This window comes from Enterococcus crotali (assembly GCF_000633635.1).
In the GTDB taxonomy this organism is placed as follows: domain Bacteria; phylum Bacillota; class Bacilli; order Lactobacillales; family Enterococcaceae; genus Enterococcus_L; species Enterococcus_L crotali.
In genome coordinates this window covers 366,708-383,583 of the sequence record NZ_AYPQ01000003.1, presented here as the reverse complement: position 1 = coordinate 383,583, position 16,876 = coordinate 366,708, and the positions used below count along the sequence as shown (strand labels likewise).

Genomic DNA, 16,876 nt, shown 5'->3' with positions numbered 1-16,876 from the left:
ATGTCCTCTTCTCCTATAAAAAATGAGCAACAATTTTTCAATATCGTGTACCATTTACTGTTGGATTATTCCGTCAATACAAAATAAATGTCAACACGATATCGATTAGTTTAATCGCGATAAACGGTGCTACGACACCGCCTAATCCATAAACTAATAAGTTGTGACTTAAAATTTTACTTGCTGGTTTTTCTTTATATGAAACACCTTTTAATGCTAAGGGAATCAACGCTACAATAATAAAAGCATTGTAGATGATCGCAGATAAAATCGCTGTAGTTGGGTTTGTCAGTTTCATGATGTTCAAGGCATCTAACGCTGGATAAATACTGAAAAACAAGACTGGAATGATCGCAAAATATTTTGCAATATCATTAGCGATACTAAACGTTGTCAATGCACCACGTGTCATCAATAATTGTTTCCCGATTTTTACAATACTGATCAATTTGGTTGGGCTAGAATCTAGATCAATCATATTTCCAGCTTCTTTGGCCGCTTGTGTGCCTGTATTCATGGCAACAGCAACATCCGCCTGAGCCAATGCCGGCGCATCATTGGTGCCATCACCTGTCATTGCGACTAAGTGTCCTTTTTCTTGATAATCACGGATCAAACTCATTTTATTTTCTGGCGTTGCTTCTGCTAGAAAATCGTCTACACCCGCCTCGGCGGCAATTGCAGCGGCTGTCATTGGATTATCCCCTGTGATCATGATTGTTTTGATTCCCATTTTACGCATATCTTCAAATTTTTCTTTCACACCATTTTTGACGATATCTTTTAAGTAGATTACGCCGAAAACTTGATTATTTTTAACCACAACTAAAGGTGTGCCGCCTTCATTGGCTACTCGCTGTACGATGGTATCACATTCTTCAGGATAGCGATTGCCTTTTTCTTCCACATATTTTTTCATTGTATCAGCTGCGCCTTTACGGATTTCATCCCCTTGATAATTGATACCGCTCATTCTGGTTTTTGCTGTAAATTCGATGAATTCGACTTCTACCTGATTTAATTCACGGCCGCGAATATCAAATTTTTCTTTCGCTAGAATAACGATACTGCGTCCTTCAGCTGTTTCATCGGCTAATGAAGATAATTGAGCTGCATCGGCTAAGTCAAATTCACTGATACCTGCGACTGGAATAAACTCACTTGCGCGACGGTTACCTAACGTGATTGTTCCTGTTTTATCTAATAATAAAATATCTACATCGCCAGCGGCTTCAATTGCACGTCCACTCATCGCAATGACATTTTCTTTGTTTAATCGGCTCATTCCAGCGATACCAATAGAAGAAACCAAGGCGCCGATCGTCGTCGGTGCTAAGCAAACCAATAATGCGATAATCGTTGTTAAGGCTAATGCAGAACCGTTTCCTACAAGTTCACTTGAGAATTTGGTGAACGGCAATAAGGTTGCAGAAACAACTAAAAAGATGATCGTCAACATGATCAAAATAATTTGCAGACCGATTTCATTCGGTGTTTTTTTCCGTTCGGTCCCTTCAACCATGGAAATCATTTTATCTAAGAAGGATTCGCCATTTTCAGCGGTCACTTTGATCACTAAATAATCAGAAACGACCGTTGTACCTCCAGTAACCGCACTGCGGTCACCACCAGATTCACGGATTACTGGTGCTGATTCTCCTGTGATGGCACTTTCGTCAACAGATGCTGCACCATCGATCACGTCACCGTCCATCGGAATTTGTTCGTTGACTGCTACATAAACGAGATCCCCTTTTTTCAATTCTGATGATTTTATTTCCATGAATTTTTTTGTTTTCGCGTCTTCTATTGAAGCAACTTTATGCGCTATGACATCTTTTTTCGCTTGCTTTAAACTTTCCGCTTGCGCTTTTCCGCGGCCTTCAGCGATCGCTTCAGCAAAATTAGCGAATAAAATCGTTAGCCATAAAATAATAGTAATGGCTAAGATAAAGAATGGTTTTGCATCTGTATATCCAAAAAAGGTTAGCACATATAAAATCGTTGTTAAAATCGCACCCAGATAAACAACTAACATGACTGGATTTTTGATTTGAATGTTTGGTGCCAACTTTTTAAAAGATGAACGAACTGCATCAAGATAAACGTGGCGCTTATTTTGTGTATTTTTCACTGGTTTCCCCTTCTTTACTTTATTTTGTCATAAAGTGTTCTGCAATCGGTCCTAATGCCATAGACGGCAAGAAACTTAAGGCTCCGATGACTAAAATCACAATGATCAACATCGTAACAAATGTTGCGTTTGTAGTTGATAGCGTTCCTGATCCTGTCGCTACGATTTTCTTTTTCCCTAAATTGGAAGCTAAATAGATGACAGCCACCATCGGGATAAATCGGGAAAGAATCATAATGATCCCTCCCAATACATTCAAGAATGTCGTATCAGTCGTTAAGCCAGCAAAAGCACTACCATTATTGTTAGCCAAAGAAGAAAAAGCGTAGAGAACCTCAGAAAAACCATGCGGTCCTTGATTGGTCAACCATGACATTGCTTGAGGGTTCAAAATAAACAACATCGTTCCCAGCAATGTCAGCAATAATGGGGTCAAAATCACTAGACAAGCCATTTTCATATCGAAAGGTTCAATTTTTTTCCCTAAATATTCTGGTGTTCTTCCCACCAACAGACCAGCAATAAAAATGGCTAGCAAGATGAAAACGATCATCCCGTAAAGGCCACTGCCAGCACCACCAAAGATGATTTCACCCAACTGCATCAAGAACATTGGAATCAACCCACCAAGTGGTGTAAAACTATCCAACATCGCATTGATAGAACCATTAGATGCGGCCGTCGTGCTAACTGCCCAAAGAGCAGACCAGCCAACACCAAAACGTGTTTCTTTGCCTTCCATATTCATTTGACCGATTACATGACTGAATTGCGGTCCGTAATATTCACTTAACGTCACACCTATCAAGGCTGCAATCAAAAATCCTAGTGAAACGATCATGATCGTTCTACCTTGTTTCCAATCTTTCACAAATAGACCGAAAGCTACAATCAACGCTGCTGGAATTAAGAGTATGGAAATATTTTCAATAAAGTTACTGATTAAATTAGGATTTTCAAATGGATGGGCGGAGTTAGCGCCAAAATAGCCTCCACCGTTTGTCCCTAATTGTTTGATCGCTACTTGACTAGCAACTGTTCCTAAGGGTAAAAAGATTTTTTGACCTAATTCTAAACTGGTCGTTTCAACTGAACCAGCAAAGGTTTGAACAACGCCTTGAGAAATCAATAGTAAGGATGCGACAAAAGAAAGCGGCAACAAGACATATAAAATGATTTTCGTTAAATCTTGCCAAAAATTGCCGATCTGCTTCGTTGTCCGATTCGTGAACCCACGAAGTAAAACAAATAATACCGCAATCCCAACACCTGCAGAAACAAAGTTTTGAACCGTCAGCCCAAAGGCTTGTGTAAAGATCGATAACGTATCTTCACCAGCATACGCTTGCCAGTTTGTATTTGTCACAAAGCTAGCAGCTGTATTGAAGGCAAGTGATAGGCTCGTTCCTGGTAGGTTTTCTGGATTTAATGGTAAAAAACCTTGTGACATAAGCATCGCCATCAAGATAATAAGTGAAAAGAAGCTAAAAAATAAAACGCTCGATCCATATTGTTTGGCTGTCATTTCTTTTTGCGCTGGTGTTCCTAAAAAGTGATAGATTTTTGTTTCGATTGGACTAATGATTTTTGTCAGGATCGTTTTTTGATTGGTCATCACTTTATGGATATAAAAACCTAACGGAACGGCTAGGCCGAGCAAGATGATGAAAAAGATAGCTTGTTGGATAATGATTGCACTCACTGTTGATCCCCCCAAAGTAGTTGGTAAAATAAATAAATAAGCAGTAATCCTGCGATAATTCCAGTAATAATCGTCATCAAAATTCCTCTCCTTCATTTGATGAGATTAGGATATCAAATTTTATATAAAGATAGTGTTAAAGTTGGGGTTGGTTCTTTATACGATCTTTATACTGGTAAGGGGTTTCAATTTATTCCAAGCCAAAACATCCGTAAAAGTGAATTTACTGTCATTATTTGAGTATTGCTGAATAATAAGTACAAGAAGTAACAGTAGATATGGTTACATTAGTCAAAAAAAGCTCCTGGAGAGTCGAATTCTCCAGGAGCTTGCTCTTTATGTTCTTTCTTAGCAAAACCATAATACTATGAGATGATTATTGATATCAAGAACTGAAAAAGTATTACTTATAACAGTTTTTCAATATCTCCAGCAATTTTTTCTGGTTCAACAGTTGGTGCAAAGCGTTTGACCACATTGCCTTCACGATCTACTAAAAACTTAGTAAAGTTCCACTTGATCGCACCACCCAACAGCCCACCTTTTTCACCTTTTAAATAATCATACAATGGATCAGTCTGTTCACCATTTACATCGATTTTCCCAAACGTTTGAAACGTCGTTTGATACGTCAATTGGCAAAAATCACTAATTTCTTGATTCGTACCAGGTGCTTGGTGTCCAAATTGATTGCACGGAAAATCTAAAATTTCTAGGCCTTGTTCACGGTATTTTTTATATAACTCTTCTAGTCCTTCATATTGAGGTGTAAACCCGCAGCCCGTCGCTGTATTTACGATCAGGAGCACTTTTCCCCGATACTCTTCCATCGAAACAGTCTCATCATTTGTTGTTTTCACTTGATAATCATAAATACTCATTTTACTTCTCCCTCTCAAGTTACCTGTCTAACTAAATACTAGCTAGTAGGATAGTTTTCGTCAAGGAAACGACCTTTGATTTATCCTAAAATTGGCGTTAATTCTAGTAGTACAATGCCATTCGTATCTAGCGTTGCATAATAGTTAAAGATATCATTAATTTGAGTATCAAAAACCTTTATCTTCGGTCGCGTTCCCTCTACAACATATTTTTGCGTCTCTAAATCAAGTGTATCTGCATTATGAAACTCTTCATACGTATAAAACAATGCGCCATTATGCCGGTTAAAGTCGATTTGCTTAATTTGATAGTTGCCTGGTTCAACATTTGTTAATTCTATTTCAAAAGCCACTGCCTGACTTTTCAGAAACGCTTCCTCTGAAGAAAGATGAGGATCAAAATAATTTGTATTCAACAATAACAGCTGATACTTCCCGTCCAGATAGGTCAATAAATATTCTTCCCCTTGAGCTAAAACTGATCCTGCTATTCTTCTAGCTAACCATAAACAAAAATAGACAGGTCTTTTCCCACTATAAAAATGAAGTAGTTCTAAACCATCATTTTTTAACGGCCGATCTTGTGTCTGTTTTTCATACAATTCAATATTCAACCAAAAACCGAAACCATCTACTAAGGTGTCCAGCATTAAGAGATCTTTTAAAATAATCGCTCCTCTAAAGAATGTGCCATTACTATTTCTCGTCATCCCAGTCAATGTGTTCCATTCCGTAAGATACAATGGTAGTTGAATGTCATATTCTTTCAAAACGTGCTTGATATGCAAGGTTTTATTCAGCACGTATTGATGATAATTTTTCAAATCTGGAAAAGGGCTGTCTAAATTTTGAAATACATAGTTAGGCTCTGCAGAAAAGGACAGAAAATCACTGTTTATCGCAATCGTCTCACAAAAAAATCGTGTTTGCTCTGAGTCTTTTTGCTCAAAGAATGGGTCTGGCAAAGGAATTTCTGCGCTACTTCTATTTTAGGCGAAACCTCAAATAAGCCCTTTTTCACCTCTAGAAATTCAGAATAATAATCAGCAAGATTTTGACTTTTAAATAGACAATTGACCTTCCATTGCTCAGTCATTTTGGTGCCAAATTTATTTTGAATATGTTGAAAAAACTTAAGACAAATGTCTTTTACTCTACCATTAAGTTGTTTAAATTCCCCAAGTGATAACTGAAAAAAGATACCCAGCTGTGCCTCTTCTAAAAAGGCCAAAATATAGTCCCATTGCTCAAAGGCAGGAAAGGAATTCATCCCAGCCTCCTGATGAATCTGTACAGATAAAGGGATTTGTGTGAATAATGATTGGATACTAATATACTTGATTCCAATTTGTTTCTTTATATCCAGAATTTCTGTTTGGATTTTCCTAGATGCTAAAGCTTCCCACGAACCAACATGAATGATTATGTCTTTTTTCAAATACTCAGACTCAATTTGCCCCTTCGTAATATGCAGTTGCTTCGTCTTTATTGTTAATTCTGATGGGCGTGACTCCTCCAGCCCCATTTGCATATAACTGTACAACGGTACTAAGATTTCTTTGATTTGAAGCTCAGTTACTTTGACAGCTTGCTTACTTTTCTGCGGTATTTTCGATTCCGTTATGTGAGATGACCGATAGCTAGTGGGGGAATCGTTAAAAACTTTTTTAAAGTGTTGACGATAGGTCTTACTATTGCTAAACCCATTGTCCAAGGCAATTTGTTCCACACTTTTTTTCGTGTATAGCAGCTCGGACAAACTATGCTTAACACAAACTGTACGCACATAGTGAGAAAAGTAGTCTCCCGTTTCCTTCTTAAAAAACTTCGACAACGAGGATTCCGACATAAAAAATTGTTCTGCCGCATCTGATAATAAAATTCCTTCGTGGTAATGCTCTTCGATATATTCTAAAATCTCTCTTAATTTTTGATTGTCAGAAGGATGATACGCTGTGACTTCCTCTCTTTGAAAATGTTGGACAAGAGATAAGATGATTTGCGTTAAAAATAAAGTGATTTTAAGTCGTTTTGAAGGGTCCTCATTAAACTCAACTAAACATAATTCAGCAACCTGTCTTCTTAAAGCAGCGATTGCATGCATCTTTCCGTGTTCTTTTTGGATAGGTCTACAGTCAAAGTGTGTATAGAAAAACGCAGGAAATTGAGCGGCGAAGAACACACTATTGATACTTAATTTCAAATAAGAACAGCTTTGTGCTCTATCAGGAGTCAAAAGAAAATGATCTCCTGTATTGATTACGACTAATTCCCCCGAGCTTATTTGATCTGTTATTTCTTCTATAGTTATACACATACTGCCTTTTAAAACGATCAAAATAGCCGTTTCTTTGCAAAATGCACTTTCTTCGATCTGCAACTGTTGATAATCGATCTGATAATTTTCATTTACAATCATTTTTTTCCCTCTTTTGTTTATTTCTTTCTCATTATAGCACTTAAATAGGAAAATATTGTCCGTTTGATAGTCTTTTATTTTCCAATCGCTATAGTCTAAAAGTGACTTCTTAAATTTAGAAATTTCTAGCATTGTGAAGTTTTTAATTAAGCATAGAATATGTAGTGTATTTGAAAGGAGCATTTTAAATGGATGATTTACGGACACAATTATTTACAAAACTTAAACAAAAAGAAGCAGATATGATCAAGATTCGTCGACATTTTCATGAGAATCCAGAACTATCTTTTCACGAAACAGAAACAGCAAAATACATCGCTGATTTTTACGCTGGAAAAGACTGTGAGGTTCAAACAAATGTAGGCGGTGGTAATGGTATTTTAGTCGACATTCATGGTGGCAAAAAAGGGCCTTTCTTAGCGATTCGGGCAGATTTTGATGCGTTGCCGATCCAAGAGGATACTGGTTTGCTATTTGCTTCAAAAACGCCAAATGTCATGCACGCCTGCGGACACGATGGACACACAGCTTATATGATGATTTTGGCTGACTCCCTGATTGAATTAAAAGATCAATTAGCCGGCACGATTCGTGTGATCCACCAACCTGCCGAAGAAGTACCGCCAGGTGGCGCTAAAGGGATGATTGAAGCTGGTTGTTTAGACGGCGTGGATCATGTGTTAGGAATTCACGTGATGAGTTTGATGCCACTTGGCGATGTTCTTTATCATTCGGGTCCTGTTCACACTGGTCGGGCAACATTTAAAGTCGTGATGCAAGGAAAAGGCGGACACGGTTCAACGCCACAAGATGCCAATGATACGATCGTAGCGGCTTCTCAATTTGTCACTGCTGTCCAAACGATCGTTAGTCGTAGAATTGATCCTTTCGATACTGCAACAGTCACAATCGGTTCATTTGACGGCAAAGGTTCAGCCAATGTTATCAAAGATTCTGTGACGCTTGAAGGCGATGTACGGATCATGAAAGAAGAAACTCGCGCCATCGTAGAAAAAGAATTCAAACAAATTCTAGACGGCATCTGTCAAACATTTGGCATCCGCTATGAACTTGATTACGCTAATGATTACCCAGTCTGTGTCAACGATGCTAAAACTACTGAAATGGTTGCTAAAGCATTGAATGAAGCGCAAATTCCAGAAGTGAAGCAATTAGTTGAGTGTGGACCACAAACCCCTTCTGAAGATTTTGCTTATTATGCTAAAGAGCGACCAAGCTGTTTCTTTTTCGTTGGTGCGCATAAAGAAGGAACACCAATGTATCCACACCATCATCCCAAATTTTATATTGATGAAGATTGTTTATTGATTGCTGCAAAATCAATGGGTGCAGCTGTTTTACATTATTTATCTGAAGGAGTTTAATCATGAAAGCAACAACACATACAGCAGCAGAGGCTGCAACATATAAAGGGACAAACAAATTACTGATAGGCATCGTGTTAAGCGTTTTGACTTATTGGCTGTTTGCTCAATCTTTACTAAATATGGCGCCAGCCGTACAAAGTGATTTAGGTGTTTCTTCTGGCGTTTTAAACATAGGAATCTCCATGACTGGTTTATTCTCTGGTATTTTTATCGTCGTAGCCGGTGGTCTAGCGGATAAATTAGGCAGAATGAAATTAACATATATTGGACTTATTTTAAGTGTTATCGGTTCAGCAGCTTTAGTCATTGCACACGGACCTATTTTATTTATCGGTGGTCGTATTTTACAAGGATTATCAGCTGCTTGTATCATGCCTGCAACAATGGCCTTAGTTAAAACATATTATGAAGGCAAAGACCGTCAACGAGCACTAAGTTATTGGTCGATCGGTTCTTGGGGTGGCTCTGGTTTATGTTCGTTCTTTGGTGGCGCCATTGCTAGTTCTTTAGGCTGGCGGTATGTCTTTATTTTTTCAATCATTGTTTCGATTTGTAGTGCGTTATTGATCTTTGGTACACCTGAAAGTAAGGTCGTAAGTAATAGCAATAGTAAATTTGACTCAATTGGGTTACTTTTATTTATCGTTTCAATGGTTGCTTTAAACGTTGTTGTTTCTAAAGGATCTGAATTAGGTTGGACAAGTCCAGTCGTGCTTATTTTAGCCGTAGTCGTGATCTTAGGACTGATTGCTTTTTATAAAGTAGAACAAGCGATCGACAATAGTTTTGTTGAGTTTTCTTTATTTGAAAACCGTGGTTATCTTGGTGCAACGATTTCTAATTTCTTGTTGAATGCTGTGGCCGGCACCTTGATCGTTATCAATACGTATGTTCAACAAGGACGCGGCCTTTCTTCTGCTAAAACAGGAATGTTATCGATCGGTTACTTGTGTCTGGTTTTGATCACGATTCGAATCGGTGAAAAATTATTGCAAACAATCGGCGCGAAAAAACCAATGTTATGGGGCACGATTCTTTCTGGAACAGGTGTTGGTTTGATGGCGTTAACAATGGTTACAGGCACTGCCTATTTCGTCTTAGTTTTTATTGGTTATAGTTTATTCGGAATGGGACTTGGCATGTATGCGACACCCTCTACAGACACAGCGATCTCCAGTGTACCAAATGAAAAAGCCGGCGTCGCTTCCGGTATTTATAAAATGGCCAGCTCTCTTGGCGGAGCATTAGGAGTAGCCATTTCTGCTGCAGTTTATAACGGCCTTAGTACTGGAGGAAATTATACTCAAGGAGCGACATTCGGTTTACTGACAAATATTCTTTTCTGTGTTTTAGCCTTAGGGTCAATCGTATTTATTATTCCAAAAGAAAAACAAGTATAAGGAGAGAGCATTCATGGATAATCAAGACGCATTACAATTATTAAAAGAAGTCGTTCAAATCAAAAGTATTTTAGGAAAAGAAAAATTAGTTGCAGATAAACTACAAGCCCTTTTTGAAAAACATGGGATTCCTTGTGAGCAAGTAGAATATAGCGAGGGACGAAATCAATTCGTTGCAACGCTAAAAGGCAATGAAGCAGGTCCTGTTCTAGGTTTTTCTGGACATATGGACGTTGTTCCTGTGGGTGAGATTCCTTGGGATGAAGATCCCTTTGCGGCAATTGAAAAAGATGGTTTACTCTATGGACGCGGAACCTGTGATATGAAGTCAGGTTTGATTGCAGCAGTTGTTGCGATGATTCGTTTAAAAGAAGCAGGCTCGAATTTTAAAGGAACCATCAAACTTTTAGCAACTGTTGGAGAAGAAACGAGCGCTATCGGCTCTGGTCAATTAGTTGATAAAGGCTATGCAGATGATTTAGATGCATTAGTGATCGGTGAACCTACAAATGTTGAGATTGGCGTGGCTCACAAAGGTGCCTTATGGCCTCGTATTACAACTTACGGAAAAACAGCTCATGGCTCAATGCCCGATCAAGGAGTGAATGCGATCGAACATATGCTTTTAGTTTTGAATGCCTTTAAAGAAACCTTTGATTTCTCTCAATCTGTAGATGACTTAGTAGGTGCCTCAACTTCCAGCTTAGATATTATCAATGGTGGTAACGGAACCAATGTTGTTCCCGATAAATGTACCGTAGAAATCGACATTCGGACGATCAAAGCCCAAAATCATTCTGAATTAAAACAACAATTTAAAGAGATGCTGGATAAATTAACAGCAACCGTTCCTGATTTTAAAGCAGAGATCGAGTTCATCAATGATTTACCTTCTATGAAAACTGAACTTGACGATCCATTCACTGTACTAACCCAAAAAGTTGTTTCTGACGTTACTGGTAAAACGGCAAATACATTCGGTATGACAGGATATACTGACGGTTCTCAATTTGAACGTGTAAAAAAAGAATTGCCTATTTTGATTTTAGGTCCTGGGGAAACAAAATATGCACATCAACCTAATGAATTTGTGAACATCAATGACTTTTACCAAATGATCACGATCAACGAAAACATTGCAAAACAATTTTTAAACTAAATAGAACAAAAAAGACGAGATGGAAAAGCACTCTCGTCTTTTTCGTTCTAACTCTATGTTTAAAGCTCGAATAACTTTTTCGTCAATCGTTCTAATTCTCCTGTTGCCGGGAACTGAGAAACTTTGATATTCAAGCAGCCGTCGATTGGGATCAACATTACATGATTATAAATAATCACATCGATTGCTTCTTTTTTTACATAGTCTTCATTAATCTTTTCATTAAATACCCAAACAATATCAAAATTCCCTGGGATTCTTTTTTTCAACAAAGCGATCAAATGTTGGACATAACAAGCTTCTCCAGAAATACTTAAAAGAATCTTTTTGTTATTTTCAATAGTCGTATCAATCAAATAAGAGCTGAAAAGCAAACTCAGATTCGTTGCAATATCTTCTGGATATACTAGTGGTGCATCATGCGCTAATGTTACTTGTTTTAATTTAGATAAACACGCTTGATACATTTCAGGAAACTCTGTTTGCGCATATTGATTCAGCTCATATGAATTACGCTGAAAGAGTGGTGTTACTCTTGAAAGCAAACTTAGATTTTCCAAAAATGAATTCACACAATGATACATCTCCTTGCTTCTCAAAGGATCAAGCGGGAAACTTCCATTAAAATCAAAAACCGTATTGTACTTATTTTCATATGAATGTTTACGAGTAAGGTTGATTGAATAGATTTCACCTTCTGGAGGCAAATAAATCACACTGGCCAACGTTACAACATAGGCATAAATATGTTCTTCATAAGGTATATTTTCAATAGAAAAATATTTTTTCATTAACTGATCATAAATTTCAGAGAATACATCAAAACGCTCTGTCATTGGATATTTTTGCTTTATGTCTGTTCTCGGTGGGATAAATAAGTGCTTCGTGACCCTTTGTAAAATAACATGGTGCCATAGTTTTACCCGATTAGCATCTAATGTTAACACGCGTTGATATTGATTCAAGAAAGACTCTTGAAATTCGTAATAAAACTTTTGGATCATTTTATCCAAGTGAACATCTTCTTCTCGCCAGCCACGCTGACTTGTGTAATCAAAGTATAAATATCTAATACTCGATTCTTCACCAATTAGGGCTAAGAAAGGCGATAACTGTAAGGTCAGATTGTATCGTTCTAACACTTCCGTCAAATTAGGCAGATAACGCCTTAATGTTCGTTCCGACAACCATATTCGCTCACACCAAGTTTCGATCGAATATTCTTCACCGTCTAAAAGAGCGCTAAGTAATGTAAAAAGCGGTTGCTGGTCAATAATATCTGATAAGATTTCTTCAATAGTATACGTACTATCCCGATTAAAAATAATCGTTTCTTTTTTTACTTGCACAAAGCCGTCTATTTCAGGACTGTATTCCTGCAATAATGCTAAATCGCTCTTTAACGTTTTCTTCGTCACACCCAGGTTTGCAGCAACATCTTCCATTGTTAGTAGATCAGAGGTATCCGCTAAAAAATAAATCAAATGAATCAACCGGATCGCTTTTTTATCTGTGACTAAATCCATATACAATTTACGCATGTTTTTGCCCCCTTGGAAGTGTCGTTCTCTTTGTTACACTCGTTTGTAATAGTATAGCATGAGTGCTTTTAAAACACGGTAAATATGATTAGTCCATTATAATAATGGGGCAAACAAACCACAAATTTTCCCTTTGATTTTTTTCCAGGTACTTCTTTGTGCTAATTCACGAAGTGTGATTTTCTTTGAATTGTCTCGATCTCTTTTAAAATTTTCTACTAGTCTATGAATTGCTTGACCATTATACAAAATAGCTGAGACTTCATGATTGATATCAAAACTACGGATATCAAAATTTGTGGAGCCGATTGTCGCTACCTCCTCATCAATAATCATTACTTTACAGTGTAAAAAAGCTGCATCATCATATTTATAAACATCGATCCCTGCACTGACCAGTGTCTCGAGGTAAAAATCATTGCCATAATAAGATAATTTACGGTCACCTTTTCCTGGAATGATCACTTCAACCTTGACGCCATTACGAGCAACTCTTCTAAGTAACGCCAACATTTCATCATCTGGAACAAAGTACGGACTGGCAATCGAGACTTTTTCCTTTGCTGAATCGATCAAATTAAACAGAACATCCCGAACCACTCGCTCTTGATCATAAGGTCCACCGTATATCACTTGTCCCGTATCATTACCGACGCTCATCTCTGGAAAATACCGTTCAGATAGAAATACATTGGCACTTCCAGAACTATTTTTCATATACAGCCAATCATATAAAAAACTTTCCTGTAATTGTGTTACTAAGGGTCCTGTGATTTGTAAATGTGTATCTCGCCAATGTGAAAATTTAGGGGTGATGCCTAGATATTCATTCCCTATATTCAATCCTCCTATAAAACCGACTTTTCCATCAATAACAATCACTTTTCTATGGTTACGCCAATTTGCTCTCGAAAGATGATAAAACGAACGGATCGGATTAAAAATTTCTACCTCGATCTTGGCCATTCTTAATGACTCCAAATACTCATTGGATAGTTTTATAGAGCCTAAGCCATCCACCCCAAAGCGAACTTTGACACCTTCAGCGGCTTTTTTGATCAAGATTTTTCTAAGTTGCTCTGCAAGTTGATCTTCCTTGATTATAAAATAAAACAAATGAATATGATCCTCTGCTTGATTTAACCTTTCAAAAATAGCTGAAAACGTCTCTTCCCCATCAGTTAGTACATCAAATTCGTTTCCACTTAGCACTGCCTTTCCAGATAAGCGCTCATTTCTTTCTTCCAACAAACTTACTGATCCTACTTCTTGGTTTCTATTGATACTTTGCACATAATGAACCAAAGTCTCTTGCTCTTTCTGTTGTACGAGATTGCTTTTTAAATTTGATCGTCCAAAGAATAGATAGATGAACAAACCAATGATCGGAAGAAAATACAACGTAAGCACCCAAGCAACTTTTACACTAGTTACATCGTTTCTTTTAAATACAATATACATACTTAACAAAATCGACAGCGCTTCAAACAAAGTTAGAATGCCCCAAATAAATTGAGGTAAAAACATAAAAAGAATACCTATTGTGATAATGAGAACAAATAAAACAATGCTAAATCGACGAAATAATGGATTCATGATTTTCTCCTTTTAAATAACAGTAGTTTTTAATTCAAATGCTAGTATAAATTTGAGTTTCCTTGGATAAACAACTTATTTATTCATTATAATAGCGGATAAAAAAACAAGAATACAGGCATTTTTTTCACTTTCAAGGAAAATATTGTCACTTCTTATTCAGTATCCTGCCCAATCCCTTGTCATACTTGATTTCTACTTAAATTAAAATAATCAAATGACAAAAAAGTTCAGTTTTGCACTTTTTTTGCCATTCATTTCTGCCCCTTACTCATGGTAACTTTGTGATATAGAAAACAAGAAAAAAATAAACTGATGCTGAAAAGTACAAGGTGTAGCGGAGCGGAATGTTGTTACCGTATGTTATCTAGCTGTGGGGGCTGGACGAGCCCTCCTCGCTTTTATGATAAGGAGGTTTAGAAATGAAAATCGAGCAGTACTTTTCTTACGGATATCTTTTTGAAGCTAAGCTTTTGAATAAACATGGCGAAACGATAGCAAAGCAATTTGTTTCGATGGAACCAAATGAAGAGCTTGCCATGGAAAAAATAATTGCTCATATCTCTTTGTTAGAAGATTTTAAATTACATCGAATCAAATTGATCGATGAAGTTTGGATGGTCACAGAATAATGTTTTTAAATAAGAAAGGATGTTTTAAATGAATAAGCAAAGATTGATTAGAACCTTTACAGAGTTGGTAGAAGTAGATTCTGTTTCTGGAAAAGAAGGGGCATTTGTCCAGTTGTTAAGTCAGAAACTTTCTACACTAGGTTTAGCTGTCACAGAAGATGATTCAATGAAAACAACTAAACTTGGCTCAAATAATTTGATTGCTAAATACAAAGGAAACTTGAACAAACAACCGATTTTCTTTTCTTGCCATGTAGATACTGTAGAGCCTGGGGAAGGCATCAAGGTGATCGAAAAAAACGACATTCTCTACTCTAAAGATGAAACGATTTTAGCTGCCGACAATAAAGCAGGTATTGCCATTCTTTTAGAAATGATCGAAACAATCAATGAAAATAAGATTGAAACAGGGCCGATCGAGTTCGTCTTTTCTCCTGGTGAAGAAATTGGTTTGATCGGAGCTGCGGCCTTGGATATGTCCTTGATCGATTCAACCTTTGGGTATGTCCTTGATAACTCTGGCGCTGTAGGAAATGGGATCATTGCCAGCCCCTTCTTATATATGTTTGACATTGAAATAACTGGGAAAGCGGCTCACGCCGGTTTAGAACCAGAAAAGGGAATCTCAGCATTCACGATTGCACAAAAAGCACTTGAAGACATTCCTTTTGGTCGCTTAGATGAGCATACTACTTCAAACATCGGAAAAATCAACGGCGGCGCAGGAATCAATGTTGTGATGGAACAGTTGACGATCAAAGGCGAAGTACGGTCGATCTCTGATGAAAAAGCCCGCGATTTCCTTACTACTTTAGAGAAAGAATTCAAAACTGCCTCTTCACAACATGGCGGCACATTCACTCTTTCAGTCGATCAAAAGGCAACTGGCTTTCATCTAGCGGATGATTCTGATCCAGTTAGAATCGCAAAAGCTGCAGCAACTAAGATCGGCCGTACTTTCACACCTGAAATCAGCGGTGGCGGCAGTGACGCTAATATTTTTAATGCTCATGGCAAGCCTACATTAAATCTCTCGATTGGTTATGAAGAAATCCACACAGTCAATGAGTATATTCCTGTAGCTGAAATGCTTAAATCAGTCGAGTTGGCCTTGGCTATCGTGAATGAAATGCCTGACAACGAAGCTTCTAAAGGTTCAGTATAATGGCTGCGCTGCGTAAAGGTCAAAATATTCTATTAATTATTCTCGCAGTCTTGCTGCTTAGTGTTTCGATCAATATGTTTTTAGGTCCTCACCAAATTGCAGCAGGCGGCGTGAGTGGATTAGGTATTTTGGCAGAAGCTGCTTTTGCAATTGATCGGTCGATTGTTGTTCTAGCTTTGAATTGTTTGATGCTTCTTTTGACGATCATCTTTTTAGGAAAAAAAGTGTTTTTCAATACATTGATCGGCAGTTTGCTGTTCCCATTTTTTCTAGCTATCGTCCCTGAAATAATGGTGACCTCCGATCGCTTACTTTCTGTTCTTTTCGGCAGTGCCATTTTTGGTATTGGCGTTGCGATCCTGTATAAAATCGGTGCATCCAGCGGCGGAACGACGATTCCACCACTGATTTTACAAAAATATTGGCATATCAATACCTCGACAGGTCTACTGGTAACAGATGCTTTTATCGTCTTACTGAATGTTTTCATTTTTGGGGTTGAATCATTTCTGTTTGCGATACTATCAATCATCGTTACATCCATTGTCATGACTTATATCGAAACAGGCGTGAAACGAAGGAAATCCATTTTGATTTTTAGTCAGGATAAAACAACTGAAATAAAAGACGAATTACTGCAAACCGTCAATCGTGGGATCACGTTATTCAATGTTACTGGTGGCAAAACACAACAGGAAAACCAGATGCTGATGATCGTCAGTTCAAACAGTGAGTACCCTGCAGTTATGCAAACCATTGATCGGATCGATCCGACCTCATTTGTCATTGTTTCAAATGTTGCTGAAGTTCACGGTTTAGGCTTTACATATCATCCTATTCAATAAAAATAACCTATTAA

At 37.6% G+C, this 16,876-nt stretch carries 13 protein-coding genes; 6 read left to right on the top strand and 7 right to left on the bottom strand.

Features of this window, described 5'->3' with window-relative positions; genetic code table 11:
* Nucleotides 1-73: 73 nt before the first annotated feature.
* The 5 genes from kdpB to V192_RS19895 all read right to left on the bottom strand — a co-directional run bounded on the left by kdpB (nucleotide 74) and on the right by V192_RS19895 (nucleotide 7,136).
* Complete coding sequence (kdpB, locus tag V192_RS0110140) at nucleotides 74-2,134, bottom strand: potassium-transporting ATPase subunit KdpB (RefSeq protein ID WP_025871378.1); 2,061 nt, start codon at nucleotides 2,132-2,134, stop codon at nucleotides 74-76.
* A gap of 19 nt (nucleotides 2,135-2,153) precedes the next feature.
* Nucleotides 2,154-3,836 (bottom strand): potassium-transporting ATPase subunit KdpA, encoded by a 1,683-nt coding sequence (gene kdpA, locus V192_RS0110135; protein ID WP_025871376.1) that lies wholly within the window; start codon nucleotides 3,834-3,836, stop codon nucleotides 2,154-2,156.
* A 407-nt stretch (nucleotides 3,837-4,243) separates the two neighbouring features.
* Complete coding sequence (locus tag V192_RS0110125) at nucleotides 4,244-4,717, bottom strand: glutathione peroxidase (protein WP_025871373.1); 474 nt, start codon at nucleotides 4,715-4,717, stop codon at nucleotides 4,244-4,246.
* A gap of 80 nt (nucleotides 4,718-4,797) precedes the next feature.
* The gene (locus V192_RS22175; RefSeq protein WP_239644639.1) at nucleotides 4,798-5,682 is read right to left on the bottom strand and encodes a hypothetical protein; all 885 of its coding nucleotides are present in this window, start codon (nucleotides 5,680-5,682) and stop codon (nucleotides 4,798-4,800) included.
* Nucleotides 5,613-7,136 carry a helix-turn-helix domain-containing protein gene (locus tag V192_RS19895; RefSeq protein ID WP_239644638.1) on the bottom strand — a complete coding sequence of 508 codons (1,524 nt, stop codon included), beginning with the start codon at nucleotides 7,134-7,136 and terminating at the stop codon, nucleotides 5,613-5,615. Before V192_RS19895 ends, V192_RS22175 begins: the two co-directional genes overlap by 70 nt.
* A 188-nt stretch (nucleotides 7,137-7,324) precedes the next feature.
* Here V192_RS19895 and V192_RS0110115 point away from each other — a divergent pair, with 188 nt between their 5' ends.
* The 3 genes from V192_RS0110115 to V192_RS0110105 are packed head-to-tail and all read left to right on the top strand — an operon-like array spanning nucleotide 7,325 to nucleotide 11,083.
* Complete coding sequence (locus V192_RS0110115; protein ID WP_025871371.1) at nucleotides 7,325-8,521, top strand: M20 family metallopeptidase; 1,197 nt, start codon at nucleotides 7,325-7,327, stop codon at nucleotides 8,519-8,521.
* Between the two features lie 2 nt (nucleotides 8,522-8,523).
* The gene (locus V192_RS0110110) at nucleotides 8,524-9,924 is read left to right on the top strand and encodes an MFS transporter (protein WP_025871369.1); all 1,401 of its coding nucleotides are present in this window, start codon (nucleotides 8,524-8,526) and stop codon (nucleotides 9,922-9,924) included.
* Between the two features lie 13 nt (nucleotides 9,925-9,937).
* On the top strand, nucleotides 9,938-11,083 hold the full coding sequence (locus tag V192_RS0110105) for an ArgE/DapE family deacylase (protein ID WP_025871367.1): 1,146 nt from the start codon (nucleotides 9,938-9,940) through the stop codon (nucleotides 11,081-11,083).
* Between the two features lie 59 nt (nucleotides 11,084-11,142).
* On the opposite strand, the gene V192_RS0110100 is transcribed toward V192_RS0110105, so the two are convergent.
* Nucleotides 11,143-12,624, bottom strand: a complete 1,482-nt coding sequence (locus V192_RS0110100; protein WP_025871365.1) for an AcpB/EbpR/MafR family transcriptional regulator — start codon at nucleotides 12,622-12,624, stop codon at nucleotides 11,143-11,145.
* 96 nt (nucleotides 12,625-12,720) lie between these two features.
* On the bottom strand, nucleotides 12,721-14,220 hold the full coding sequence (gene cls, locus V192_RS0110095; protein ID WP_029948214.1) for a cardiolipin synthase: 1,500 nt from the start codon (nucleotides 14,218-14,220) through the stop codon (nucleotides 12,721-12,723).
* A gap of 422 nt (nucleotides 14,221-14,642) precedes the next feature.
* Between cls and V192_RS0110090 the strand changes: the two genes are divergently transcribed.
* From V192_RS0110090 to V192_RS0110080, 3 genes are read left to right on the top strand one after another with little or no spacing between them, the layout of a single operon-like run.
* The gene (locus V192_RS0110090) at nucleotides 14,643-14,852 is read left to right on the top strand and encodes a hypothetical protein (RefSeq protein ID WP_025871361.1); all 210 of its coding nucleotides are present in this window, start codon (nucleotides 14,643-14,645) and stop codon (nucleotides 14,850-14,852) included.
* Nucleotides 14,853-14,880: 28 nt separating this feature from the next.
* Nucleotides 14,881-16,017 carry a M20/M25/M40 family metallo-hydrolase gene (locus V192_RS0110085; protein ID WP_025871358.1) on the top strand — a complete coding sequence of 379 codons (1,137 nt, stop codon included), beginning with the start codon at nucleotides 14,881-14,883 and terminating at the stop codon, nucleotides 16,015-16,017.
* Complete coding sequence (locus V192_RS0110080; protein WP_025871356.1) at nucleotides 16,017-16,862, top strand: YitT family protein; 846 nt, start codon at nucleotides 16,017-16,019, stop codon at nucleotides 16,860-16,862. Before V192_RS0110085 ends, V192_RS0110080 begins: the two co-directional genes overlap by 1 nt.
* Nucleotides 16,863-16,876: the final 14 nt, after the last annotated feature.

Coding starts and splice junctions, on each gene's coding strand:
- V192_RS0110125 (WP_025871373.1), bottom strand. CDS start 4,717: ATGAGTATTTATGATTATCAAGTGAAAACAACAAATGATGAGACTGTT.
- V192_RS19895 (WP_239644638.1), bottom strand. CDS start 7,136: ATGATTGTAAATGAAAATTATCAGATCGATTATCAACAGTTGCAGATC.
- V192_RS0110115 (WP_025871371.1), top strand. CDS start 7,325: ATGGATGATTTACGGACACAATTATTTACAAAACTTAAACAAAAAGAA.
- V192_RS0110110 (WP_025871369.1), top strand. CDS start 8,524: ATGAAAGCAACAACACATACAGCAGCAGAGGCTGCAACATATAAAGGG.
- V192_RS0110105 (WP_025871367.1), top strand. CDS start 9,938: ATGGATAATCAAGACGCATTACAATTATTAAAAGAAGTCGTTCAAATC.
- V192_RS0110100 (WP_025871365.1), bottom strand. CDS start 12,624: ATGCGTAAATTGTATATGGATTTAGTCACAGATAAAAAAGCGATCCGG.
- cls (WP_029948214.1), bottom strand. CDS start 14,220: ATGAATCCATTATTTCGTCGATTTAGCATTGTTTTATTTGTTCTCATT.
- V192_RS0110090 (WP_025871361.1), top strand. CDS start 14,643: ATGAAAATCGAGCAGTACTTTTCTTACGGATATCTTTTTGAAGCTAAG.
- V192_RS0110085 (WP_025871358.1), top strand. CDS start 14,881: ATGAATAAGCAAAGATTGATTAGAACCTTTACAGAGTTGGTAGAAGTA.
- V192_RS0110080 (WP_025871356.1), top strand. CDS start 16,017: ATGGCTGCGCTGCGTAAAGGTCAAAATATTCTATTAATTATTCTCGCA.